Source organism: Streptomyces sp. NPDC059852, from assembly GCF_042731455.1.
GTDB lineage: Bacteria > Actinomycetota > Actinomycetes > Streptomycetales > Streptomycetaceae > Streptomyces.
Genome location: NZ_JBHWJK010000024.1, coordinates 48,245 through 71,946, shown reverse-complemented (window position 1 = coordinate 71,946; position 23,702 = coordinate 48,245). Strand labels below are relative to the sequence as shown.

Sequence of the window (23,702 nt, the reverse complement as noted above, 5' to 3'; positions counted from 1 at the left end):
ACGCGCTCACCTGCGACGCACGCGGCGTCTCCGTGTTGTGCCGGGGATTGTGCCCCCCAGGGCTGGGAACCCAGAGCACACCACAACCACCCGAGTCCGCCCGGTGGGGGAGCCCCCTCACCCGCCGGGCAGGAGCTCGGATCCCGAGGAGAGACCCGTGACCATGCGCATCGGTGTGGAGGAAGAGTTCCACGTCCTGGAGGTGGAGAGCGGGCTGCTCGTACCGCGTGCCGACGCGGTGCTGCGGCGCCTCCCCGGGCAGACCTTCACGACCGAACTGCAACCGTGCACCGTCGAGTCCAACAGCGCCGTGCACACGTCCCTGCACGATCTGCACGCCGACCTGACCGGCATGCGCCGGCAGCTGGACGCCGCCGCCTCCTCGCTGGGGCTCGCCGTCGTGGCCTCGGGCACCGCCCCGCTCGCGCCCGCCGCCTCCGCGAACCCCACCGCCGAGGACCGCTACCGGCACATGGCCGAGGAGTACCGCAGGGTCGCCGACGAGCAGCTGATCTGCGGCGCCCAGGTCCACGTCGACATCCCGGACCGCGACACCGCCGTCCAGGTCATGTGCGAGGTGTCGCCCTGGCTGCCCACGCTGCTGGCCCTGTCCGCGAGTTCGCCGTTCTGGCAGGGGACCGACACCGGTTACGCGAGCTGGCGCACCCTGCTGTGGCAGCGCTGGCCCACCGCCGGCCCGGCCGGCTGCTTCGCGACCGCCGCCGAGTACGACGAAGCGGTGAACGACTTCGTGCGGGCCGGGATCATCAGCGACACCGGGATGGTCTACTACGACGTCCGGCCCTCCGACCATCTGCGCACCCTGGAGCTGCGCATCTGCGACGCCTGCCCGCGCGCGGAGACGGTGGTCCTGATCGCCGGCCTGTTCCGCGCCCTGGTCACCGAGGCCCGCGCCCGGCTCCGCAAGCGCGGCACCCCCGGCTGCGCGGGCCGGCACGAGTGGCTGCGGGGCGCGTCCTGGCGGGCCGCCCGCTCGGGCCTGGAGGGCACGCTGGTCGACCCCGAGACCCACCGGGAGGCCTCCGCCCGCCAGGTCGTACGGAAGCTGCTGCTGCGGCTGCGCCCCGCCCTGGAGGCGCACGGCGACTGGGGGACCGTGCGGGAGCTGGCGGAGGAGACCCTCGCCGAGGGCTCCGCGGCCCGCCGGATGCGCCGCACGGCCCGCCGGGAGGACCTGCTGGGCTGCGTCGACATGCTGATCGCAGAGACCCGCGGCGAGCGCGGCGGCCGCGGCCCCGTGCGCACCGCGCCGCCCCGGACCGTCGTGGCGCCGTCGCGTCCGCTGGCCGGCCCGGAGGCCCCGGATGTGGTCGGCCGCTGACCGGCCGGGGACCGGCCCGCGCCCCGGCGCGCCCCGGTCCCGTACGGCGTCTGTCCTGTCCCCGAACAGAGAGGATCCCCCCATGCGTTCCGTCACCGCCGAGGCCGCCGCAGGTCGCGCACCGGCTCCTCCCCCCTCCCGGGTGGGGGCGGGTGCCCGGAAGGGAGGCGACACCGCATGTGCGGGCTGAGCGGGGAGATCCGCTTCGACGGGCAGCCGGCCGACCTGACGGCTGTCGAGCGCATGAACGAACAGCTCGTGGGGCGCGGCCCCGACGGGCAGGGCACCTGGCACCGGGGGCCCGTCGCCCTCGGCCACCGGCGGCTGAAGATCATCGACCTGACGGACCGCGGGGCCCAGCCGATGACCGACGCCCGCGCCGCGCTCACCGGCGTCTTCAACGGCTGCGTCTACAACTACCCTGAGCTGCGCGAGGAGTTGCGCGCCCTGGGGCACCGCTTCACGTCGACGTCCGACACCGAGGTCGTCCTCAAGGCGTACCAGCAGTGGGGCACGGACTGCGTCGACCACTTCAAGGGCATGTTCGCCTTCGCGATCTTCGAGCACCGCACCGGGCGGCTCGTCCTCGCCCGCGACCGGCTCGGCATCAAGCCCCTGTACCTGGCCCACGCCCCCGGCCGGCTCCGGTTCGCCTCCACCCTGCCCGCGCTCCTCGCCGCGGGCGACGTGGACACCTCCCTGGACCCGGCCGCCCTGCACCAGTACCTGAGCTGGCACGCCACGGTCGCCGCGCCGCGCACCGTCCTCAACGGCGTCCGCAAGCTCCCGCCGGCCACCGTGCGGGTCGTCGAGCCGGACGGCACACACCGGGACCACTGCTACTGGCAGCCCACCTACACCCGCCAGGACGCGTACGCCGGCATGAGCGCGGACGAATGGCGTGACGCGGTGCTGGAGGCGCTGCGCACGGCCGTACGGCGCCGCATGGTCGCCGACGTGCCGGTCGGCGTCCTGCTCTCCGGCGGCCTCGACTCCAGCCTGATCGTCGCCCTGCTGGCCGACGAGGGGCAGCGCGACCTGAAGACCTTCAGCGTCGGCTTCGAGTCGGAGGGCGGCGAGGAGGGCGACGAGTTCGCCTACTCGGACCTGGTGGCCGGCGAGTTCGGCACCGACCACCGGCGGCTGATGGTCCCCTCCCACCGGGTCTCGGCGGCCCTGGAGGGCGCCGTCCACGCGATGAGCGAGCCGATGATCAGCCATGACGTCGTCGCCTTCCACCTGCTCGCCGAGCAGGTGTCGAAGGAGGTCAAGGTCGTGCAGAGCGGGCAGGGCGCCGACGAGGTCTTCGCCGGCTACCACTGGTACCCGCGCCTCGCGGACACCACCCGCGAGGACGAGCCGCGGCGCTACGCCGACGTGTACTTCGACCGCTCCCACGACGACATCGCGCGCATCCTGCGGCCCGACCTGCTCGCGGACCACGACGTCTCCGGCCGGTTCGTCGACGCGCACATGGCCGTCCCCGGCGCCGAGACCGCCCTGGACGCCGCGCTGCGCCTGGACACGCACGTCATGCTGGTGGACGACCCGGTCAAACGGGTCGACAACATGACGATGGCCTGGGGCCTGGAGGCCCGTGTGCCGTTCCTCGACCATGAACTGGTCGAACTGGCCGCGGCCTGCCCCCCGGAGCTGAAACTGGCCGACGGCGGCAAGGGCGTGCTCAAGGCGGCGGGCCGCAAGCTCCTGCCGGTGGACGTCGTCGACCGGCCCAAGGGCTACTTCCCGGTGCCGGCCATCCGGCACATGGCGGGCCCCGTCCTGGAGCGGGTGCGCGACGCCATGGAGGCACCCGAGGCCAAGCGGCGCGGGCTGTTCCGGCAGTCCTACGTCGACGAGCTCCTCGCGGCGCCCGACGAGCACCGGACCCGGCGGGGCAACAACGCCCTGTGGCAGATCGCATTGCTGGAGATATGGCTGCAGACGCACGGAATCAAGTGACCGGCCCCGCGGACGGTCCGGCGCCGCGGCTGCTGACCTTCCGCCCGGCCCCCGGCCCGTCCTCCGCGTGGCAGGCGGAGGGCCGGCCGGGGGAGTGGGGCGGCGCCGACCGGGCCGCCGCCCCGGAGTCCATGCAACTGCCCGGGGCGGGCGGCCCGCGCGACGTCGTGACGCGGCTGCGCGCCCACGGCTGCTGGTACCCCTCCGCCGACCCCACCGGCACCGAGGTCGCCTTCATCTGCGACCGCGGCGGCGTCCCCCAGCTGTGGGCGGGGCCCGTCGGCGGCGAGGACGTACGGCTCCTGGACTCCTCGCCGGACCCCGTCAAGGAGGTGTCCTGGTCACCGGACGGCCGCTGGATCGCGTACACCACCGCGCCGGGCGGCGGCGAGCACACCCGCGTCCTGTGCGTGCGTCCCGACGGCTCCGGACGGCGGCTCCTCGCGGGCGCCGACCCGGCGGGCTCCGCCTACCTGGGCCGCTGGGCGCACGACGGCTCGACGGTCTCCGTCACCGTGGCCGCCGGCATGGCACCCGCCTCCGCCGGGCCCGACCACGAGGCCGGCGCCCCCGGGACGCCCGCCGAGTGGACGGAACGGGACGGGCACGCCACCCTCCTCGGCCCCCTCGCCTACGACGCCGTGACGGGACCGCGGCCGGACGGCGGCCCCGCCCTCCTCACCACCCCGGCCGGCCGGGCCGTCCGCACCGAGGGCGGACTGTCCGTCTACCTCATCGACCCCGACGGCCTGGCGTCCCCGGTGCTGATCTCCACCGAGACGCACGCGGCGTCCCTGCGGGTCTGCGACCTCAGCCGCGACGGCCGTCTCGTCCTGCTGCGCCGGGGCCCGCGTGGACGCCGGGAGGCGGTGGTGCGGCGCATGTCCGACGCGGAGACCACCTTGGTGATGCCGGTCGCCGACGGCGACCCGTGGATCGGCCGGTTCTCCTCCGACGCGCGCACCCTGTGGCTGCGCAGCAACGCCGACCGGGAGTTCGCGGCCCTCGTCGCCGTCGAACTGGACGAGGACGGCGGGCCGCGCGGCGCGTCCGTCCTCGCCGAGCGCGACGGCAGCGACCTGGAACTGCTGACCCTGGCCCACGACGGCACCACCGCCGTCCTGGCCTGGAACGTGCAGGGCGCCGGCGAGCTGGAGGTCGTCGAGACCTCACCGCCCGGCCGGGAACCCGGCTCCCTGGGCCCGCTCCGCCCGGTCCCGCTGCCCCACGAGGTGGTCACCCGGGTCGCCACGGCGGGCCCCGGCCGGCTGCTGCTGGCCCTGTCCGGATCGCAGCGCCGCCCCGGCATCTGGTGGGTCCACGAGGGCGTGGCCTCGCTGCGCACCCCCTGGTCGGCCCGCGACGAGGACGCCGTCCCGCCCGGCCGACCGCCGGTACGCCCCGTGCCCCTGCGGCTCACCGCGCGGGACGGGCTGCCCCTGAGCGGCTGGTACTACCGGGCGCCGGGGCGCGGCCCGGACGTGCCCGCGCCCTGCGTCATCCATCTGCACGGCGGCCCCGAGGAACAGGAACGGCCGGTCTTCAACCCGCTCTACCACGAACTCCTCGGGCGCGGCCTCGACGTCTTCGCACCCGATGTGCGCGGCTCCCTGGGGCACGGCAGGTCGTTCGTCGACGCCGACCTCGGCGCCGGCCGCTTCGCCGCGCTCGACGACGTCGCGGACTGCGCGGCCCACGCGGTCGTCGCGGGCCCCGCCGACCCGACCCGGCTGGCGGTCATGGGCCGTTCGTACGGCGGCTATCTGACGTTCGCCTCCGTGGTGTGGCACCCGGACCTGTTCCGCACGGCGGTCGCCGTCTGCGGCATGTCGGACTTCCTGACCTTCTTCGCCGGGACCGAGCCCTGGATCGCGGAGTCCGCCGCGCACAAGTACGGGCATCCCGAGCGGGACCGCGCCCTGCTGCGCAGCCTGTCGCCGATGAGCCGGATCGACGCGCTGCGCGCCCCGGTCCTCGCCGTCCACGGGGAGCACGACACCAACGTGCCGCCGGGGGAGTCCCAGCAGTTCGTCCGGGCCGCGCGGGAACGGGGCGTCGAGGCCGAACTGCTGACGCTGCGCGACGAGGGGCACGACTTCCTGCGGGCGGAGAACCGCCGGCTGTTCCGCAGGGCCGCGGCCGACTGGCTCCAGAGCCACCTGGGCCTGTGACCGTCCCGGCCGCCGCCGGGCCGCTCAGGCCGCCGTGGTGAGCGCGGTGGCGGTCTCTATGGCGGTGTGCGCGCGGGCGTGGATGACCATACGGATGCCGTGGGTGTCGGCGTTGGCGTCGAGCAGACGCCGGGCCGGGGCGCTGTGGGTGGCGACGAAGGTCACCAGGTCGAGGTGGCTGCACAGCCGGTGCACCCGCAGCACCACGCTCACCGCCGCCTCGGTAGCCGCGGGTTCGCTGATCTGGGTGAGCAGGGCGGCCCGCCCGCCGATCCCCGGGTCCTCGAGCACCGTGATGACCAGTACGCCTCGTTCGACGGTGTGAGACAGCATCACGGCCCAGTCCCTTCCACGGCGAATCAGTCCATAGTCGGACTACCCGATATTCTGCGCACAATGCGGCACGTTCCGCGGGTCGAGCGCCCCGTCCGGGCGGCGTGACGCGGCCCGCAGCGCCCGCCCCCGCGCCGCGTACCAGGCGGCTCCCACCACGGCCGCCGTCGCCAGGGCCACCGCGTCGCCGCCGTAGTACATGACCTGGGCCCCGGTCCGCAGATCGCCCGTGGCGACGTCGAGGCCGGGTGGCGCGGCCGCGTACAGCGTCTTGGCGAGCACCCCGTGCACGGCGCCCGCGACCAGCAGCGTGCCGCCCCGTACGGCCACTCCCCAGCGGCGGCGCACCGGGTCGAGCCCGCACACGGCGAACGCGAACAGCGCCCCGGCGGCGAGGACGTGGACGTGCACCAGCAGGTGCCACAGGGGCCGTTGGGCCGTCGCCGCGAACAGGCCCGTCCGGTACAGCACCCACAGGCCCCCCACGTCCAGCAGGGCCGCCACCGGCGGGAACGTCAGCCATCCGGCGACGCGGAGACGGGTCAGGGCGAGCAGGGACCGCCGTACGCCACCGGGCGGCAGGGCGCGCAGGGCGAGGGTGAGCGGGCGGGCCGTCACCAGCAGCAGCGGGGCGGCCATCCCCAGCACGACGTGCTGGACCATGTGCCCGGTGAACGGCCCGCCCGGCGCGGCGCCCACTCCCGCCCAGGCGACGGCGACCCCGCCCGTCATGAACGACAGGTCCCGCCGGCGGGGCCAGGCGTCCCCGCGGCGCCGCAGCCGCCGGGCCGCCAGCAGGTAACAGGCCGCCGCCGACAGCGTCGCGAGGGCCGCCGGCGGCCCGGCGGCGAGCGGAACTCCGGGAGCGGGGTGGGTGTGCGCGAGGATCACGACGCCCGTCCCGTGCGGCCCGCCCGCACGGCGAGGACGGAACCGGCGATCAGCAGGGCCAGCCCGGCCAGGTTCCACGCCCAGTCGTACGGGGTCACGTCGACGCCGTAGCGCACCTGGTGCACCCGCAGCAGCTTGTGGTCCACGATCCCGTCGAACAGCTGGAAGCCGCCCGCCCCCAGGAGGAACCCGGCACGGGCGTGCGCCGGGGCCAGTGCCCCACGGCGGCGCAGGTCGGCGTGCAGGAACACCCCGGCGACCAGCGCCAGCAGTTCGGCGCTGTGCAGCAGCCCGTCGGAGAGCAGGCCGACGGAACCGGTCGAACGGTCGTAGAAGTGGTGCCAGCCCAGGAGCTGGTGGAAGACGATCTCGTCGACCGCGGCCATCACCGCCGCGCCGATCAGCGCCCACACGGCCGCCGACCGCCGGGGCTCGGCGCGGGGGACCGGTTCGTTCATCGCTGTCGCCCTCCCGGCTCGTCCGTCCCGCTCCCCGTGCCCGTGCCGCACGGGTGAGCGCCGTGCCGACGGGTACCCGGCAGGACATGTTCACGCGCGCACTGTGGCAGGGGCTGGTCGCCGGGGCCGCCGGGGGAGTCGTCATGACGCTCGGCGAGAAGATCGAGCAGGCCGTCACCGGCCGCCCCGACTCCCATGTACCGGGACGGGTGCTGGCCCGTCTGACCGGGCTGCCCGAACGTCAGGGGCGGCAGCCGCTGCCGGTGAACTGGGCCATGCACTTCGGGCAGGCCGCCCTCCTCGGCGTACTGCGCTCGGTGATGGCCCAGGCCGGACTGCGCGGACCGGCCGCCTCCGCCCAGTTCACCGTCGTCCGCGTCACCAACGACCAGATCCTGGAGAACGCGACCGGGGTCGGCGCCCCGCCTCCCACCTGGCCCCGCGCCGAACTCGTCGTGGACCTGCTGCACAAGACCGTCTACGGCTTCGCCACCGGCGTCGTCGCCGACGCGCTGGCCGCCCGCGACGGCCGGGGACCGGGGCAGCGCCACGCGGCGGTCCGCCCAGGCCGCCGCACGGACGCCGGACCGCTGCCGAGGGGCGACGCCCACAGCCGGTGAGCCGCCGCCCACGGCGTCGTCACCGGCCGAGCAGCGACACCAGCGCGGCCGCACCGCCCGTACCGGCGACGAGGACGCACGCGGCGAGCGTGTGCCGCCTGAGCAGGGCCCGGCGCAGCTCGGCGTACCGTGCCTCGTACTCCTCGCGCAGTTGCCCCGCCCGTTCGACTGTGGCGCGCAGCATCCGCCGGGTCAGGTCGACGCGCTGCTGGACGTAGGCGCGGGAGACGTCCTCGGCCTGAGCGGTCGTCAGCCACGGCAGCAGCGCGCACAGCTCCGCGGCCTCCCGGCACGCCTGGACGTGGTGGTCGTGCACCAGCAGATAGCCCGCGGCCTCGTCGGCGACGGCGCTGTCCGCCTCGCCCGCGGGCACGTCGTGCCGGCCGGGCCTCACTGCTGCGAACCCTCGTGGCCCTCGGCGTCGAGCACGTCGCGCTTGCCGGCGTACTCCTTCTCGTCCAGCTGGGCCAGTGCCGGGTGGTGCAGGTCGAAGGCCGGGGACTCGGAGCGGATGCGGGGCAGCGTCGTGAAGTTGTGCCGGGGCGGCGGGCAGGACGTGGCCCACTCCAGCGAACGGCCGTAGCCCCAGGGGTCGTCGACCTCGATCCGCTCGCCCTTGTGGGCGGTCTTCCACACGTTGTACAGGAACGGCAGGGTGGACAGGCCCAGGATGAACGAACCGATGGTGGACACGGTGTTCAGCGCGGTGAAGCCGTCGGCGGCGAGGTAGTCGGCGTACCGGCGGGGCATGCCCTCCGCGCCCAGCCAGTGCTGCACCAGGAACGTGGTGTGGAAGCCGACGAACAGCGTCCAGAAGTGGATCTTCTCCAGACGAGCGTCGAGCATCGTGCCGGTCATCTTGGGCCACCAGAAGCTGAACCCGGCGAACATCGCGAAGACGACGGTGCCGAAGACGACGTAGTGGAAGTGGGCGACCACGAAGTAGGAGTCGGTGACGTGGAAGTCCAGCGGGGGCGAGGCGAGCAGGACGCCGGTCAGACCGCCGAAGAGGAAGGTCACCAGGAAGCCCACCGCCCACAGCATGGGAGGTTCGAAGGAGATCGACCCCTTCCACATCGTGCCGATCCAGTTGAAGAACTTCACCCCGGTGGGCACGGCGATCAGGAAGCTCATGAAGGAGAAGAACGGCAGCAGCACCGCGCCCGTGGCGAACATGTGGTGGGCCCACACGGTTACGGACAGACCGGTGATGGCGATGGTCGCGCCCACCAGACCCATGTAGCCGAAGACCGGCTTGCGGGAGAACACCGGGAGGATCTCGGTGACCACCCCGAAGAACGGCAGTGCCAGGATGTAGACCTCGGGATGCCCGAAGAACCAGAAGAGGTGCTGCCACAGGATGGCGCCGCCGTTCTCCGGGTCGAAGACCTGGGCGCCGAACTTCCGGTCCGCCTCCAGCACCAGCAGCGCGGCGGCGAGGACGGGGAAGGCGAGCAGCACCAACACCGAGGTGAGCAGCACGTTCCAGGTGAAGATCGGCATCCGGAACATCGTCATGCCCGGCGCGCGCATGCAGATGATCGTGGTGATGAAGTTGACCGCGCCGAGGATCGTGCCGAAGCCGGACAGAGCCAGACCCATGATCCACAGGTCACCGCCCACATGTGTGGTGCGCTCGCCCCCGCTGAGCGGGGTGTAGGCCGTCCAGCCGAAGTCGGCGGCCCCGTCCGGCGTGAGGAAGGCCGAGAAGGCGATGAGCCCGCCGAGCGCGAACAGCCAGTACGAGAACATGTTCAGCCGCGGGAAGGCCACGTCCGGGGAGCCGATCTGCAACGGCATGATGGCGTTGGCGAATCCGGCGAACGTCGGTGTCGCGAAGAGCAGCAGCATGATCGTGCCGTGCATCGTGAACGACTGGTTGTACTGCTCGCTGGACATGATCTGCAGTCCGGGCCGGGCCAGTTCCGCCCGGATGAGCATCGCCAGCAGACCGCCGATCAGGAAGAACGCGAACGACGTGATCAGATAGAGGTGACCGATCTTCTTGTGGTCCGTCGTGGTGATCCAGCTGATGATCACCTCCCCTCTGCTGCGGGGCTCCGCCGCGGGTACGGGGGACACGGGCTCGGTCTGGATCGCCATCAGTTCTCGCAATCGGCACAGACGTTGACGGGCGGTTCGGCTTGGGGGCTCGCGCCGGGACAGGTCACCAGCCTTGCGGAACCTAGTCCTGTCCGCCCGTTCGCACGGCCCGGCGACCGCCCTTTCTGCGTCGAACGGCCCAATCAATCATCCGTCCGGGGCATCACCGGCGTGTCGGAGGGACGGTGACCGTGGCAGGTGCCCTGCCTCGCCCGGTGCGCCCGCCGTGCTGGGCGTGCCCTGACGGCCGTCGGCGACAGGCTCTCCTCCGACCTCGTGGGCACCCGGTGCGGCAGCCCGTTCCTCCTTACTGCCCGGTCCGCTCCAGCGGCGGCGAGTACGTGTGGATGGTGACGGTCGGTCCGGCCCGTCCGGGTGCCGCAGCAGGTCCGTCCACACCTCTTCGGCCTCGGCCACCGCCCGGGCGACCTCGACGAGTTCGCCCCCGTCGAGCACCCGGCCGGGGGAGGGAACGGAAGCCGGTCCGTCATGACGCACCACTCCTGCCCTCGTCCGGCGACGGTCCTTGCGGGAGCGGCCGAGTACCCGGGCCGCGGCGCCTCACCCGACGCCCGGATCCACTGTCGTCGTGACCCGGGTGACGGCCGGCCGGCGGGGCACCGAGCCGAAACCGAAGCGCACCGGTGGTTCCACGGGCGCCGACGCGCCCAGGTCGTGGCCCTCGAAGGTCGCCGACAGCGAGGTCACCGGGCGCAGGTCCCGGGCGCCGTACCACTCGCGGCGCCCGCCCCCGGCGCTGCCCCGGGTCCGCACCCCGGGCATCAGCAGCCGGGCCGGACGGTCCGTCAGGGCGCCCCATGCGGGACGCCGGGCCAGCGGCGCCGGAACCGCGCGCAGGAGCAGGCCCGGTGCGGTCCGGCGGCCGGTGGTGAAGCGGAGCCGCAACGGCCCCGCCGTGACCGTCCACACCCGGCCCGCGACCGTCACGTCGACCGGGACGACCCGCACGGTGTCGAACGTGTAGGTCGCCGCGACGAAGTCGGCCGTCCCGGGTGTCGGCGCCAGCAGCAGCCGTTCCCCGTCCGCCCGTTCGAGCATGACGTCGGAGAACGGCCCGAACGGCGACACCGGCCAGTGCCCGACGACGATCCGCACCCCGGACGTGGTGCCCAGACCGGCGATCCAGCCGTCGAAACGCAGCCGGCGCCGCCGCGCGGCCCCGCTCATCCGACGATCAGCTCCGTCACCGCGCGCAGGCCCCCCTCGGCGAGCGCGGCCCGCTGCCGGTCGGCACCGGTCCCGTCCTGCAGGAGCCGGTGGACCAGACCCGACACCAGCCGGGTGTCCCCGGCCTCCTCCAGGGCCGGCGAGACGTGCCGCAGCAGCTGGTACAGCACGTCACCGGCCCGACGGCTCTCGCCGTGGGGATCGACGAGCGTGTCGCTCAGGCCGTGCCGGGCGGCGTGCCACAGCGCGGCCCGCAGCAGCTCCGGCGCCACGTCGGGCGCGGGTGCCCCGGCCTCGACCGACGCCAGTTCCGTACGGACGAGGGCGCGGACCAGACCGGCGAACATGACCGCGTCGTCCGGGCGCAGCTGCACGTCCAGGCAGCGCACCTCGATCGTCGGATAGCTCGCCGACAGACGCACCAGCCAGTACAGCTGGCCGACGTCCGCGATCAGACCGCTCTTCAGCAGCCGCTGCACCCGCCGGTCGTAGTCGGCCACGTCCGTGAAGTACGGCGGCATCCCGCTGACCGGCCAGCGGTCGAACACCACCGTGCGCCAGCTGGCGAACCCGGTGTCGTGGCCGTCCCACAGCGGGGAGTTCGCCGCCATGGCCGTCAGCACCGGAAGCCAGACCAGCAGCCGGTTCATCACCTGCACGCCCTCCTCGCGGCCGGGGACGGCCACATGGACGTGCATGCCGTTGACCAGCTGCTCCGCCACCAGCTGCGGGGCCTGCGAACGCATGGCCCGGTAGCGGGCCTTGTCGGTGACGGCCACCGGCCGCCCGTGCCGCAGCGGCGAGGTCCCGCAGGGCGCCAGCCGGCAGCCGTTCCGTTCGGCCGCCGCCCCGACGGCGTGCCGCAGCCGGAGCAGATGCCCTCCCGCCTCCTCCAGCGTCTCGCACACCGGCGTGGCCACCTCGACCTGCGCCTGCAACAGCTCGCTCTGCACCTCCTGGTCGCCCACGAAGGGCGCGAGCCCCGCCGCCGCGCGGACCTTGTCGGCCGCGGGCACGGGCAGACCCGTCACCGGGTCCAGCAGCAGGTACTCCTCTTCCACACCGATCGTCGTCATCGGTCGCTCTCTGTTCCGCCCCGTCGCCGGAGTCTCCGTCTCCACCGTGGCGGGCCCGGCCCTCAGGCGCACGCCCACCGTTTACCGAGTGCCGCGGTTCCCGTACCGGAAACCGGATCCGGTCACGCGGGGGCACCGGGGGTACTCGTGACGCCACACGCCGGGCACGAGGGTCCGGCGCCGGCGGACCGAGGAGGAAGGGCATGAGACTGCGGGACCAGGTGGTGGTGGTGACCGGGGCGTCGGGCGGCATCGGGCGGGCCACCGCCGAGGCCTTCGCGCGCAAGGGGTGCGCGGTGGTGCTGGCCGCGCGCCGCGAGGAGGCGCTGGAGGAGACCGCACGGCTGTGCCGCGGGCACCGCGGGGCCCGCGCCCTGGTCGTGCCGACCGACACGACCGACGCCGGCGCGGTCGAGCAGCTGGCGCGCGCGGCCGTGGCGGAGTTCGGCCGGATCGACGTCTGGGTCAACAACGCCGCCGTCAACGCGTTCGGCCGCTTCGAGGACGTCCCGCTGGAGGACTTCCGCCGGGTGCTGGACGTCAACGTCATGGGCTATGTGCACGGCGCCCGGGCGGCGCTGCGGGTGATGCGGGAGCAGGGCGCGGGCACGCTCGTGAACATCTCGTCGATCGTCGGGGCCGTCCCGCAGCCGTACAGCCACCCGTACGGCATGTCGAAGCACGCCGTGCAGGCGCTCGGCGGGAGTCTGCGGCAGCAGCTGCACGTCGAGGGCGTGAAGGACATCCACGTCTGCACCGTGATGCCCGCGACCATCGACACCCCGCACTTCGAGCACGCGGCGAACCACACCGGCCGCAAGGTCGTCGCGATGCCGCCCGTGTACACCCCGGAGCGCGTCGCCCGTGCCGTCGTCGCCCTCGCCCGCCGCCCCCGCCGCCAGGTCGTCGTCGGCCCCGCGGGCCGGGCCCTGGTACGCCAGGCGCGGCTGGCGCCCGGCCTCGCGGAGCGGGTCATGGCCCGCCAGACGGAGAAGGGGCACCTCGACCACGACGAGGAGGCCCCGGTGACGCACGGCGCGCTGCACGTCCCCGCCCCCGGCGAAGGGGCGGCGCGCGGCGGGTGGCACGGGCGCCGGCGGACCGCACTGCGCCGGACGGCCGCCGTCGCGGCCGTGGCCGGTGCGGCGCTCGCGGCCGGGCGGCTGACCGGCACCACCCGCCGCAGCGGGTAGTGATCAGCTCCAGCCGGGGGTACTGCGGTGGGTCCGGAGGAGTCGGGAACGCCTGCCGAGGCGGGGCGGCCTCCGGGCCCCGCCGGACGGGACGGACATGACGCCGGTCAGCGACGACACCACCGACGAGGCGGTCGATCTCCACTTCGTCGGCAACGCCACCCTGGTGATCCGCTACGGCGGGCTCACCCTGCTCACCGATCCGAACTTCCTGCACCGCGGCCAGTACGCCCACCTCGGCTACGGCCTGTGGAGCCGGCGGCTGACCGAGCCCGCGCTCGACGTCGGCGACCTGCCCCGGCTGGACGGGATCGTGCTGTCCCATCTGCACGGCGACCACTGGGACCGCCGCGCGAGCCGGTACCTGGACCACACGGTGCCGGTCGTCACCACCCCGCACGCGGCGCGCCGTCTGCGGGTCCTGCACCGCTTCCCCCGCACGGCGGGCATACGGACGTGGCGCGGGCTCACCCTGGGCACCGGCCGCGAGCGGGTCCGGATCACGGCGCTGCCCGGCCGGCACGCGGGCAACGCGGCCCTGCGGGCGCTGCTGCCCCCGGTGATGGGCACCATGCTGGAGTTCGGGCGGGCCGGCGGCCCCGTCCGTCTGCGGCTGTACCTCTCCGGCGACACCCTGGTGTACGACGGCCTGGACGAGATCACCCGGCACTTCCCGGCCGCCGACCTCGCCGTCCTGCACCTGGGCGGCACCACCCTGCCGGGCGGCTTCGTGGTGACCATGGACGGCGCCCAGGGCGCCGAGCTGGCCCGCCGCCTCGACCCGCGTCGCGTTCTGCCCGTGCACTACGACGACTACACGGTGATGCGCTCCCCGCTGAGCGCGTTCGTGGACGAACTGGCGGCCCTGGGCCTCTCCGACCGTCTGACGCCCTGCCGGCACGGGCAGCGGCTCATCGTGACGCCGGGGAAGGCGCCGGCTCCGGTGTGAGCACCGGGACGATCCGGCGGCGGCGGAGCTCCTCCAGGGCGCCCTGCTGCCGGCGGGTCCGCTCCAGCAGATGGTCCAGGTGGTCCGGGTCGAGGCGTTCGTCGCGGTCGGCGAGGTCCCGCAGCGTCTGCCACAGGGCCGCCCTGCCCTCCGCCTCCAGCCGCAGCGCCTCCAGCTCCACCAGCGGACTCAGCGGGGAGCGCCGTACGATCCGGCCGTTCCCCTTGAGCCGGCCGACCCGCTCGGCGAGGCGGCCCGCGTACACCTTGTAGGGCCGTACGGGGACGTCCAGCCGCCTCATCAGGGCGAGCAGCGCGGCCCGGTCCTCGGCGAGTTCCGCCGCCAACGGCTCCAGGGCCGTCGCCAGTTCCGTACCGGCCGACGACCGGGCCATGTGGCGGGCCCGCTCGACTCCGCCGGTGGCGGCGGCCAGGTGGTCGTTGAGATAGATGCCCAGCAGGTTCACGACGGCTCCTCCCGGCGCCCTCAGGCGGCCACGGCGCTGGGCGCCGGCGCGCGGACGGCTTCCATGACCAGGCCGCTGCGCACCCGGGACGGCAGCCGGTTCAGCGGGATCCGCAGATCCTGTGCGGGGACCCGGTACTCCAGGCGGGCCAGCCGTGGCCCGAGGACCGACAGCAGCGCCACCGTGATGTCCTCACCCGGGCACCGGTGGCCCGCGGCCCGGTCGCCGCCGCCCTGAGGGACCAGTTCGTCCCGTCCGGGGGCCCGGCCCACGAACCGCTCCGGATCGAAGGTGTACGGGTCGCTCCACACGTCCGGGTCGTGGTTCTGGCCGAACAGGTCGAGCAGGATCAGGGTCCCGGCCGGGATCGGCTCGCCCTCCCACTCCAGGTCGGTGGCGGCCCGGCCGCCCACGAACGGGGCGAACGGATAGAAGCGCCGCAGCTCGTGGGCGAACGCCACGGCGTACGCCGGACCGTCCTGCGCCAGCCGCTCCCGGATCTCCGGCCGGTGGTGCAGCGCGTGCCCGGCATAGGTGACGAACCAGGTGACCGCCGCGGTCGGCCGGATGACGTTGAGCAGTTCGACGGCGGCCGTGTGCGGGTCGAGCGGGCGGCCGTCGGCGTCCTCGTGCCGGACGACCGTATCCAGCGCCGAGCCCTCGGGCGCGGTGGCGGTGCCCGCGCGCACGTCCTCCACGAGACGGCACAGCCAGGCCTCGCTGCGGGACCGCGCCCGCCGGGCCCGCCAGTGCCGCGGGCCGGGTGTGGCGAACCCGTCGACCATGGCGACCAGGTCACGGGCCACGCCGTCCACGTCGTCCACCGGGATGCCGGCCCACCGGCAGACGCCCCGGGTGAGCACCCGGCTCGCCTCGTCGAACAGGACCACGGACGGCCGCGCGCACCAGGTCGGCACCGCCTCGTCCCAGGCGGCGCCGACGCTCTCCACCACACCGGCGACGGCCTCGCGACCGGTGAGCAGGTCCAGGAACATGCCCTTGCGGACGCGGTGCTCCACGCCGTCCAGGGTGTGCACCGCGCCATGGCCGAACAGGGTGCTCAGCACCGGGCCGGGCAGCGCCGGGCGGCGGGCCACGTGCCGTTCGTCGTAGAAGAACCGCACCGCCTCCGGGCCGCGCAGGGCGACCGTGTGCCGGCCCATCACACGCGCCCGCACGAGGGAGCGCGCGGTGCGACGCCGGCGGTCCGGGAGCCAGGTGTATCCCTTGGCCAGCAGGGCCAGTGAGCTGTCCGCGATCGGGGCGCTACTCGGATGCATGCGGGCCGGGTGCCCGCCGGCCCCCGACGGAAACGCGGCCCCTGGGGGCTGACCATTCCCCAGGGCCAATCGCATGCCCGGTGTGATCCCGGGCGGGGCGGGGTACGCGGGGTCTCCTTCGGACGCCGGCCGCGCGACGCCCCGGCGCAGGACGCGACATGGGGAGCCCCGATGGGATCGCAGCACGACGACGGCCCGGACGGCACCGTCACCCCGGTGGCCGTGGTCACCGGTTCCGACTCCGGGATCGGCCGTGCCACCGCCGTACGCCTCGCCGAGGCCGGCATGGACATCGGTATCACCTGGCACAGCGACCGCGAAGGAGCGCTGCGCACGGCGGACGAGGTCCGGGCGACCGGGCGCCGGGCCGCGGTCGAGCGGCTGGACCTCACCCGACTGCCCGGCGCCGCCGACGCCGTCGACCGGCTCGCCGACACGCTCGGCAGGATCGACGTGCTCGTCAACAACGCGGGCACGGGCACCATGACCCCGTTCCTGGAGCTGGACCACGACACGGTCCGCGACGTCCTCGACGTCGACCTGATGGGGCCCTTCCTGTGCGGGCAGCGGGCCGCGCACCGCATGATCCGGCAGGGGGGAGGCGGCCGGATCGTCAACGTCACGAGCGTCCACGAGCACCAGCCACGGGTGGGCGCGGCGCCGTACTGCGCGGCCAAGGCGGGGCTCGGACTGCTCACCCAGGTGATGGCGCTGGAGCTGGCCGAGCACGGGATCACGGTGAACGCCGTCGCGCCCGGCGAGATCGCCACCCCGATGACCGGCCAGACCGACACCGACGTCTCCGGCGAGCGCAGGCCGGGCGTCCCCCTCGGCCGCCCCGGCGACGCCCGGGAGGTCGCGGCCGTGATCGCCTTCCTGGCCGGCCCGGACGCGTCCTACGTCACGGGCGCCTCGTGGGCCGTCGACGGCGGCATGCTGCGCATGGGCCCGCAGGCGGGATCGCACCTGCCGGACGACTCCTGGCGCCGTCCCTGAGGCCGGCGACGCGCCGGGTCAGGAGCCGGCCGGCTGTTCGATCGGATGGCGCCGGTTCACCCGGGACACCGCGGCGGTGAGGGCGGTGCGCACGTCCTCGGGCAGCCGCCCTTCGTGCGGCCAGCGCACGACGAGCTCGGCCACCTCCCGCAGCTTGGTGTTGGTGTGCTGCGAGATCTCCTTCAGGACGTCCCAGGCCGTATCGGGTCGCACCCCGCCGTAGGCGATCACCACGCCGATCGCCTGGTCCACGATCGCGTGCGAGAGGACGGCCTGCTGGAGCTGCGCGACCTCTTCCCGCAGCGCCGCGATCGTCTGATCGCTCTCCACCTGGTCCGACATGGCGAAATGGTTCTCCGAAGGGTCAGTCGTGCCGTCAATGACACGCTGCCCCCGATCGGCGCAGAAGAGGGTGCGCTGAACGAATCGTCGGAGTGGTGGCTGTACGGAAAACGAAATGCGATGCTTCGAAGTCGGGGCATCCGGTCACCCGGACCGGTGGCGGCGTCGATTCGGGGCAGAAGTTCTCTCATGGGTTCGCTGATCTTCGACAGTGACGACCTCGAGGCGACCGAGGAGTTCCTCTGCCGCGCCTACGCCCGGATGCGCATCGGCAGCAGCACCCCCGGGTCCAGCAGGGCGCGCGTCCGCCGCGACGCCGGTGAATCGATGAGCGTGGACGAACTCGAGCTCGACTTCGAGATGACCTACTCGGTGGCCCCGCTCGGCCGGATCTGCCTGTGCGTCGTCCACGAGGGCACCGTCCGCGACCACGTCTTCCAGGGCGTCCGGGACGACTTCGGTCCGGGTGACGCGGTGCTGTTCGCGCCGCCGGACCTGTCGTTCGCGGGCCGGGTCGACAACGCCCGCTACAACATCACCATGCTCGACCCCGGCCTGCTCGACCAGGTCGCCGCCGGGTCCGGGAAGACGCTGCTCGAGCCCGTCCGGCTCACCGGGCACCGGCCGCACACCCCGGCCGTCGCCGAGCGGCTCAAGCGCACGATCATCTACCTGCGCGACCATGTGCTGAGCGACACCGACGCCGCCGCGGAACCGCTGGTCGTGTCGGCCGGCGCCCAGCTGCTCGCCGCGAGCGTCCTTGCGGCCTTCCCGAACAACGCGCGCACCGACCCCACCGCCCAGGACCGCGCGGACGCCCACTCCGCGACCCTGCGGCGTGCCGTCGCCTACATAGACGACCACGCGCACGAGCCGATCACCGTCGCCGACATCGCGGCCGCCGCCCACGTCACCATCCGGACGCTGCAGTACGCGTTCCGCCGGCATCTGGACACCACGCCGCTCGGCTATGTGCGTCAGGTCCGGCTCAGCCACGCCCACCGCGACCTGCTCGCCGCCGGACCGGGCGACGACACGTCGGTGGGTGCGATCGCCGCCCGCTGGGGCTTCCCGCACCCCGGGCGTTTCGCCTCCCTCTACCGCGCCATGTACGGCACCAGCCCGTCGCGTACGCTGCGCGGCTGAGCGGCGGCCGGGAGGGTCAGGCCAGGCGCTGGCCCTCGACGATGTCGGACAGCTCCAGCTCCCGTGCGACGAGGGCGTGCGCGGTGTCGGTGAGGCGGTACCGTCTCCGGGTCACGTAGGCGTTGAGCAGCCGTGCGGCCTCGGCGACGCTGACGTCCGCGTGCTGCGCGAGCATCCCCCGGGCGATGTCCAGCGTCGCCTTGGCGGCGATGACGCTCTGGACGCGGGTGATGACGTCGTCGCTCCGGGCGGGCTCGGTGGACCAGTGCATCAGCCCCAGGGTGGCCGAGTCCGCGAGGGCCTGCGCGAGGTGCACGTCGTTCTCGGGGAGGCGCCCGGTGCGGCCGCGCAGCAGGGTGAGGACGCCGATGGGGCGGTCGTGCAACGGCATCGGGACCGCCTGCAGGGAGCCGTAGCCGGTCTCCAGCATGACGCCGACCAGCTTCGGCCAGCGCGCGTACTCCACGGCGATGTCCGGGACGGACACCGGGCGGGCGGTGCGGTAGGACTCCATGCAGGGCCCCTGGCCGGTCTGCACCTGCAGCACCTCGATGAAGGCGGCCTCCTCGTCCGTGGTCGCCATCGTCTTGAGATGACCGCGCGCGTCACCGATCATCACGGCCGCAGCGTCCGTCTCCAGCAGGTCCACGCAGGCGTGCACCAGGCGCTGGAACAGCCGCAGCGGGTCGAACTCCGCCGCGTAGGTGTCGGACAGGGCGACGAACGTCTGCGCCAGTTCCCGCTCGCGGTTCATGCGCGCCTCCCCGGCGTGGTTCTCTCGGGCACTGATCATCGGTTCGGTCCGGTCAGTCGTCTCGCAGATCGAGGGAGCGGTTCAGAACGGCACGCGCGACCTCCACGGCCGTGCTGCTCTGGGCGAATGCCCGCGCCCGCAGACGGAGCAGCGCCTCCTCCGCGCTGACGCCGAGCTGGACCATGATCATGCCGGTGGCCTGATACACCTCCTCGCGGTCGGTCTCCGCTCCTGACAGCCACGTTACGACTCCTTCGGGGTCAGGCGAAGCGTGGTCGAGGGCGATCACCGTCAACGTGACCGCGTCGGCGACCAGAAGGGCGGTGCGCACCCGGTCCACGGGCAGGGAACCCGGCACGTCACGGTAGAGATCCAGAGTGCCCAGAGCCGCCCCGGCGCCCGTGAGGGGCAGCGAGAAGGCGGCCGCCGCGCCGGCTTTCGCGGCCTGCACGGAGAACAGGGGCCAGCGGCGTGTGTCGGGAGGTGTGCCCAGATCGGTGGCGAACACCGGGGCCCGCAGCCGGACCGCCTCCAGGCTGGGGCCCTCGCCGAGGGTGTACTGGATCTCCGCCAGGCGGGAGGCGACCTCGTCGCTGGCGCACAGCAGCACACCGGTGGAGGTGCCGGTGCCGAGGACCGACACCGACAGACCCGACATCTCGGGCAGCAGGGCGGCGCAGGCCCCGCACAGGGCCTCCGGCACGGCGGACGCCGGCAGGCCGTGCACCCGGCCGATGAGTTCGTGAGCGATCCGCGTCCGCTCGACGTCCATCGCCCGCTCGGCGTCCCCGTCCCCGAGGAGACCGTCATCGGCCACGACCCTCACCTCCCCGCGGCCGTGCTGGACAAGGCTTGTCCGATCTTGGCACAGGGAACTCCTCCCTCGTACCGCCCGACACCACGGCCCGCACCCGGCGGCCCGGTCCGCTCGCGTCGGTGCGGGGCGGTGGGAAGCTCCGGCGGTCGGCCCCGGCACGGTCAGCCGGGTTTCCTCGACGCGCCGGAGGGAAACGCGCGCCGCGGCCCCGTGAGCCGTTCGGCTCATCCGAGCCGCGACCCGTGGCACAGTGGCCCCATGTGCGGCCGTTACGCCTCCACCCGCAGCCCCCAGGACCTGGCCCAGCTGTTCCAGGTCGCCGAGTGGCACCCGCAGGAGGCTCTGGAACCCAGCTGGAACGTGGCCCCGACCGACGACGTGTGGGCCGTCCTGGAACGCCGGCCGCGCGGCGCCGGCGAGGACGCCCCGGCGCCGCGCGCACTGCGGCCGATGCGCTGGGGCCTGGTGCCGTCCTGGGCGAAGGACGTGAAGACCGGAGCCCGGCTGATCAACGCGCGCGTGGAGACCGTCCACGAGAAGCCCGCCTTCCGCCGCGCCTTCGTCAAACGCCGCTGCCTGCTCCCGGCGGACGGCTTCTACGAGTGGGAGCAGGTCCGCGACGACACGTCGGGGAAGGTCCGCAAGCAGCCCTACTTCATCCACCCCGAGGACGGGAGCGTCCTGGCCCTCGCCGGGCTGTACGAGTTCTGGCGCGACCCGGCCGTCAAGGACGACGACGACCCGGCGGCCTGGCTGCTGAGCTGCACCATCATCACCACCGAGGCCACGGACGCCGCCGGGCGCGTCCACCCCCGGATGCCGCTGGCCCTCCCGCCCGACCACTACGACGCCTGGCTCGACCCGCGGCACGAGTCGACGGACGGCCTGCGCGCCCTGCTGGTCCAGCCGGCGGAGGGCCACCTGGCCGCCCGCCCCGTCTCCACGGCGGTGAACAACGTCCGCAACAACGGCCCCCAGCTCCTGGAGGAACGGACGTAGGGTCGGGGACGCCGGGCACGACCGACCTCACCCCGCTGGAGGGCACGCGTGACGACCACCACCCCGACGGTCACCCTGGACGACGTCCGTGACGCGGCCGAGCGGCTCGCCGGCGTCGCCCACCGCACGCCGGTGCTGCGCTCACGCGTCCTCGACGCACGCGTCGGCGCCGAGGTCTTCCTGAAGTGCGAGAACTTCCAGCGGGTCGGCGCCTTCAAGTTCCGCGGCGCCTACAACGCAGCGTCCCGGCTGACCCCCGGGCAGCTCGCGCGGGGCATCGCCGCCTACTCGTCCGGGAACCACGCCCAGGCCGTCGCGCTGGCCGCCCGCGAACTCGGGACGACCGCGGTGATCGTCATGCCCGAGGACGCCCCGCCGTCGAAGCGGGCCGCGACCGAGGGCTACGGCGCCGAGGTCGTCACCTACGACCGCTACACCGGGGACCGGGTGGCGATCGCCGAGGCGCTGGCCGCGGAGCGGGGCCTGACCGTGATCCCGCCGTACGAGCACCCGCACATCATGGCCGGGCAGGGCACCGCCGCTCTCGAACTCCTCGAGGAGACCGGTGAGCTGGACATGCTGCTGGTGCCGGTCGGCGGTGGCGGGCTGATGGCCGACAGCGCCACGGCGGCCAAGGCCCTGTACCCGGGCATCCGGATGACCGGGGTCGAGCCGGAGGCCGGGGACGACACCCGGCGGTCGCTCGCCGAGGGGCGGCGCGTCACCGTCCCGGTGCCCCGCACCATCGCCGACGGGCAGGCCGTGCACACGCCGGGGGAGCTCACCTTCGCGGTGAACCGGCGGCTCGTCGACGACATCGCGCTGGTCGGCGACGACGAGATCCGCGACGCGATGCGGTTCGCCTTCGAACGCCTGAAGATCGTGGTCGAGCCGAGCGGCGCCACCCCGCTCGCCGCCCTCCTCTCCGGCCGGACCGGACCGCTCCCGCGCCGGGTCGGTGTGATCGTCTCGGGCGGCAACGTGGACGCCGGCCGGTTCGCCGCGCTGTGCGGGGCGGAGGGCTGACTCCCGGCTGGCGGGCCCCGGTGGCCGGGCGGACCATGGAGTGGTACAGGGGCCGGCCGTCGACGGCGGTGCCCAGGGCCGCTGGGAGACCGGCCCGGCCGCGTGCGCGGGACGCGGCCCGAAGGGAGCGCGCCATGCTGGAAGTGAAGATGCTCGAGAAGCCGGACGAGCGGCGTGATTTCCCCCGCGGCCACATCGAGGCGGTCCATCTGAGCGATCTGGACTTCGCCGTGGCCACCCTGGAGCCGGGCTGGCGCTGGAGCGAGTCGGTGGGCCCGATCGCGGGCACCTCCACTTGCCAGATGCACCACAACGGCTATGTCGTCCAGGGCCGCCTGCACATCCACATGGACGACGGCGCCGAGACCGAGATCGGCCCCGGCGAGGTCTATGTGTGCAGCCCCGGGCACGACGCCTGGGTCGCCGGCGACGAGCAGGTCGTCGTGTACGACTTCCAGGGCCAGACGGCCCGCGAGTTCGCCAAGCACTAGGCGGGACGCGTCCCGGTCCGTCAGACGGTGATGACGACCTTGGCGCGCGCGTGCTCGACCTCCAGATACCGGATCGCCTCGGCCGCTTCGCCCAGTTCGTAGGTCCGCTCGACGACCGGGGCGATCCTCCCCGACTCGGCCAGTTCCCGCAGGGCCGCCAGGTTGGCGCGGCTCTGCCGGGCGGAGACGTCCCGCAGCCGCTGCCCGCCCGCGAAGGGCGCCGCCAGCTGCCGCTTGAGGAACAGCGCCATCGGCCCCACGACGCTGCCTCCCTCGTAGACGCCTCCGCCGGACAGGACGAGCGTCCCGGTGGGCGCGAGGGCGCGCCGGAGGTCGCCCAGCGAGCGGTTGCCCACGAGGTCCAGCACCACGTCCCAGCGTTCGGCGCGCCGGGCGAAGTCCTCCCGGGCGCGGTCGATCACATGGTCGGCGCCCAGTGAGCGGACCAGATCGGCGTGGCGCGCGCCGCACACCGCCGTCACCTCGGCGCCGTACGCCTTGCCGAGCTGGACGGCGAAGGTGCCGACGCCGCCCGAGGCGCCGTTCACCAGTAGGGTCTGGCCCTCCTGGACGCGGGCGACGTCCCGCAGCGCCATCAGCGCGGTGTTCCCCGCCAGCGGCATCGCGGCCGCCTGCTCGAAGGTGAGCCCGGCCGGCTTGGGACCGATCTCGTCGGCCCGGGCGCACACGTACTCGGCGAAGGTGCCGCCGGCCTCGCCGTACACCTCGTCGCCGGGCTGGAGCCCCGTGACCCCGGCGCCCACGGTCTCCACCACACCGGCGAGGTCCCGGCCCCGGATACGGGTCCTCGGCCGGCGCCAGCCCATCGTGCCGCGCCCGATCAGCGGGTCGCCGCGCATGAAGTGCCAGTCGAGGGCGTTCACCGACGCGGCCCGCACCCGCACGAGCACCTCGCCGGCGCCCGGCACCGGCCGCTCGACGTCCGTGAACTCCAGGGTGTCCGCGGACCCGTACCGGTTCTGGACCACTGCCTTCATGGGATCCCCCCTCCACTCACGCCGAGCGTAGGAAAGCCCGCGGGACCTGGCCATCCGGGCCGCACCCTGATTTCTCCCCGGGCTCCCGGCGGCCGGTGGCA

The 23,702-nt window shown here is 74.0% G+C and carries 24 protein-coding genes; 11 read left to right on the top strand and 13 right to left on the bottom strand.

Going from position 1 to position 23,702, the window contains the following annotated elements; all coding sequences use genetic code 11:
- The first annotated feature begins 163 nt into the window (after positions 1-163).
- From ACFV46_RS26610 to ACFV46_RS26600, 3 genes are all read left to right on the top strand, one after another.
- Positions 164-1,342 (top strand): glutamate--cysteine ligase, encoded by a 1,179-nt coding sequence (locus tag ACFV46_RS26610; RefSeq protein WP_361933026.1) that lies wholly within the window; start codon positions 164-166, stop codon positions 1,340-1,342.
- Positions 1,343-1,519: 177 nt separating this feature from the next.
- Complete coding sequence (locus tag ACFV46_RS26605; RefSeq protein ID WP_385500016.1) at positions 1,520-3,304, top strand: N-acetylglutaminylglutamine amidotransferase; 1,785 nt, start codon at positions 1,520-1,522, stop codon at positions 3,302-3,304.
- Positions 3,277-5,475: a S9 family peptidase gene (locus ACFV46_RS26600; protein WP_385500014.1), complete on the top strand. Its 2,199-nt coding sequence runs from the start codon at positions 3,277-3,279 to the stop codon at positions 5,473-5,475. The genes ACFV46_RS26605 and ACFV46_RS26600 overlap by 28 nt, the downstream gene beginning before the upstream one ends.
- Before the next feature lie 24 nt (positions 5,476-5,499).
- On the opposite strand, the gene ACFV46_RS26595 is transcribed toward ACFV46_RS26600, so the two are convergent.
- The 3 genes from ACFV46_RS26595 to ACFV46_RS26585 are packed head-to-tail and all read right to left on the bottom strand — an operon-like array spanning position 5,500 to position 7,157.
- Positions 5,500-5,808 (bottom strand): hypothetical protein, encoded by a 309-nt coding sequence (locus ACFV46_RS26595; RefSeq protein WP_385500013.1) that lies wholly within the window; start codon positions 5,806-5,808, stop codon positions 5,500-5,502.
- Between the two features lie 42 nt (positions 5,809-5,850).
- Positions 5,851-6,699, bottom strand: coding sequence for a cytochrome c oxidase assembly protein (locus tag ACFV46_RS26590; protein ID WP_376727769.1), 849 nt, complete (start codon positions 6,697-6,699; stop codon positions 5,851-5,853).
- A complete protein-coding gene (locus ACFV46_RS26585; protein ID WP_385500011.1) occupies positions 6,696-7,157 on the bottom strand; it encodes a DUF2243 domain-containing protein in 462 nt (153 codons plus the stop codon). The genes ACFV46_RS26590 and ACFV46_RS26585 overlap by 4 nt, the downstream gene beginning before the upstream one ends.
- 86 nt (positions 7,158-7,243) lie before the next feature.
- Between ACFV46_RS26585 and ACFV46_RS26580 the strand changes: the two genes are divergently transcribed.
- Positions 7,244-7,777: a hypothetical protein gene (locus ACFV46_RS26580; RefSeq protein ID WP_385500010.1), complete on the top strand. Its 534-nt coding sequence runs from the start codon at positions 7,244-7,246 to the stop codon at positions 7,775-7,777.
- A gap of 19 nt (positions 7,778-7,796) precedes the next feature.
- Here the strand turns inward: ACFV46_RS26580 and ACFV46_RS26575 are convergent, their stop codons facing one another.
- The 4 genes from ACFV46_RS26575 to ACFV46_RS26560 form a co-directional block, all read right to left on the bottom strand.
- Positions 7,797-8,171: a hypothetical protein gene (locus tag ACFV46_RS26575; RefSeq protein WP_385500008.1), complete on the bottom strand. Its 375-nt coding sequence runs from the start codon at positions 8,169-8,171 to the stop codon at positions 7,797-7,799.
- Positions 8,168-9,880: a cytochrome c oxidase subunit I gene (gene ctaD / locus ACFV46_RS26570; protein WP_376727765.1), complete on the bottom strand. Its 1,713-nt coding sequence runs from the start codon at positions 9,878-9,880 to the stop codon at positions 8,168-8,170. Before ctaD ends, ACFV46_RS26575 begins: the two co-directional genes overlap by 4 nt.
- 561 nt (positions 9,881-10,441) lie before the next feature.
- Positions 10,442-11,068 carry a hypothetical protein gene (locus tag ACFV46_RS26565; RefSeq protein ID WP_385500007.1) on the bottom strand — a complete coding sequence of 209 codons (627 nt, stop codon included), beginning with the start codon at positions 11,066-11,068 and terminating at the stop codon, positions 10,442-10,444.
- A complete protein-coding gene (locus tag ACFV46_RS26560) occupies positions 11,065-12,144 on the bottom strand; it encodes a glutamate--cysteine ligase (RefSeq protein WP_385500006.1) in 1,080 nt (359 codons plus the stop codon). Before ACFV46_RS26560 ends, ACFV46_RS26565 begins: the two co-directional genes overlap by 4 nt.
- Before the next feature lie 203 nt (positions 12,145-12,347).
- Between ACFV46_RS26560 and ACFV46_RS26555 the strand changes: the two genes are divergently transcribed.
- Positions 12,348-13,337 carry an SDR family oxidoreductase gene (locus ACFV46_RS26555; RefSeq protein ID WP_385500004.1) on the top strand — a complete coding sequence of 330 codons (990 nt, stop codon included), beginning with the start codon at positions 12,348-12,350 and terminating at the stop codon, positions 13,335-13,337.
- Between the two features lie 97 nt (positions 13,338-13,434).
- Positions 13,435-14,286, top strand: a complete 852-nt coding sequence (locus tag ACFV46_RS26550; RefSeq protein ID WP_385500002.1) for an MBL fold metallo-hydrolase — start codon at positions 13,435-13,437, stop codon at positions 14,284-14,286.
- Here the strand turns inward: ACFV46_RS26550 and ACFV46_RS26545 are convergent.
- The gene (locus ACFV46_RS26545; RefSeq protein ID WP_385500001.1) at positions 14,249-14,752 is read right to left on the bottom strand and encodes a hypothetical protein; all 504 of its coding nucleotides are present in this window, start codon (positions 14,750-14,752) and stop codon (positions 14,249-14,251) included. The genes ACFV46_RS26550 and ACFV46_RS26545 overlap by 38 nt on opposite strands.
- Before the next feature lie 20 nt (positions 14,753-14,772).
- Positions 14,773-16,032, bottom strand: a complete 1,260-nt coding sequence (locus tag ACFV46_RS26540; RefSeq protein ID WP_361932889.1) for a cytochrome P450 — start codon at positions 16,030-16,032, stop codon at positions 14,773-14,775.
- Positions 16,033-16,203: 171 nt separating this feature from the next.
- On the opposite strand from ACFV46_RS26540, the gene ACFV46_RS26535 reads away from it, so the two are divergent.
- A complete protein-coding gene (locus tag ACFV46_RS26535; protein ID WP_361932892.1) occupies positions 16,204-17,028 on the top strand; it encodes an SDR family oxidoreductase in 825 nt (274 codons plus the stop codon).
- 18 nt (positions 17,029-17,046) lie between these two features.
- On the opposite strand, the gene ACFV46_RS26530 is transcribed toward ACFV46_RS26535, so the two are convergent.
- Positions 17,047-17,370 (bottom strand): ANTAR domain-containing protein, encoded by a 324-nt coding sequence (locus ACFV46_RS26530; RefSeq protein WP_385499999.1) that lies wholly within the window; start codon positions 17,368-17,370, stop codon positions 17,047-17,049.
- A gap of 189 nt (positions 17,371-17,559) precedes the next feature.
- Between ACFV46_RS26530 and ACFV46_RS26525 the strand changes: the two genes are divergently transcribed.
- Positions 17,560-18,516, top strand: a complete 957-nt coding sequence (locus ACFV46_RS26525) for a helix-turn-helix transcriptional regulator (protein ID WP_385499997.1) — start codon at positions 17,560-17,562, stop codon at positions 18,514-18,516.
- A gap of 16 nt (positions 18,517-18,532) precedes the next feature.
- Here the strand turns inward: ACFV46_RS26525 and ACFV46_RS26520 are convergent, their stop codons facing one another.
- Positions 18,533-19,270: a GAF domain-containing protein gene (locus ACFV46_RS26520; RefSeq protein ID WP_385499995.1), complete on the bottom strand. Its 738-nt coding sequence runs from the start codon at positions 19,268-19,270 to the stop codon at positions 18,533-18,535.
- A 52-nt stretch (positions 19,271-19,322) separates the two neighbouring features.
- Positions 19,323-20,087 carry a GAF and ANTAR domain-containing protein gene (locus tag ACFV46_RS26515; protein WP_385499994.1) on the bottom strand — a complete coding sequence of 255 codons (765 nt, stop codon included), beginning with the start codon at positions 20,085-20,087 and terminating at the stop codon, positions 19,323-19,325.
- A gap of 258 nt (positions 20,088-20,345) precedes the next feature.
- Between ACFV46_RS26515 and ACFV46_RS26510 the strand changes: the two genes are divergently transcribed.
- The 3 genes from ACFV46_RS26510 to ACFV46_RS26500 all read left to right on the top strand — a co-directional run bounded on the left by ACFV46_RS26510 (position 20,346) and on the right by ACFV46_RS26500 (position 22,603).
- Entirely contained in the window at positions 20,346-21,086 is a 741-nt protein-coding gene (locus ACFV46_RS26510) for an SOS response-associated peptidase (protein ID WP_376727754.1), read from the top strand.
- Between the two features lie 48 nt (positions 21,087-21,134).
- A complete protein-coding gene (locus ACFV46_RS26505) occupies positions 21,135-22,112 on the top strand; it encodes a threo-3-hydroxy-L-aspartate ammonia-lyase (RefSeq protein WP_385499993.1) in 978 nt (325 codons plus the stop codon).
- A 134-nt stretch (positions 22,113-22,246) separates the two neighbouring features.
- Entirely contained in the window at positions 22,247-22,603 is a 357-nt protein-coding gene (locus ACFV46_RS26500) for a cupin domain-containing protein (protein ID WP_361932911.1), read from the top strand.
- A gap of 20 nt (positions 22,604-22,623) precedes the next feature.
- Here the strand turns inward: ACFV46_RS26500 and ACFV46_RS26495 are convergent, their stop codons facing one another.
- Positions 22,624-23,601, bottom strand: a complete 978-nt coding sequence (locus ACFV46_RS26495) for an NAD(P)-dependent alcohol dehydrogenase (RefSeq protein WP_385499991.1) — start codon at positions 23,599-23,601, stop codon at positions 22,624-22,626.
- Between the last annotated feature and the right edge of the window lie 101 nt (positions 23,602-23,702).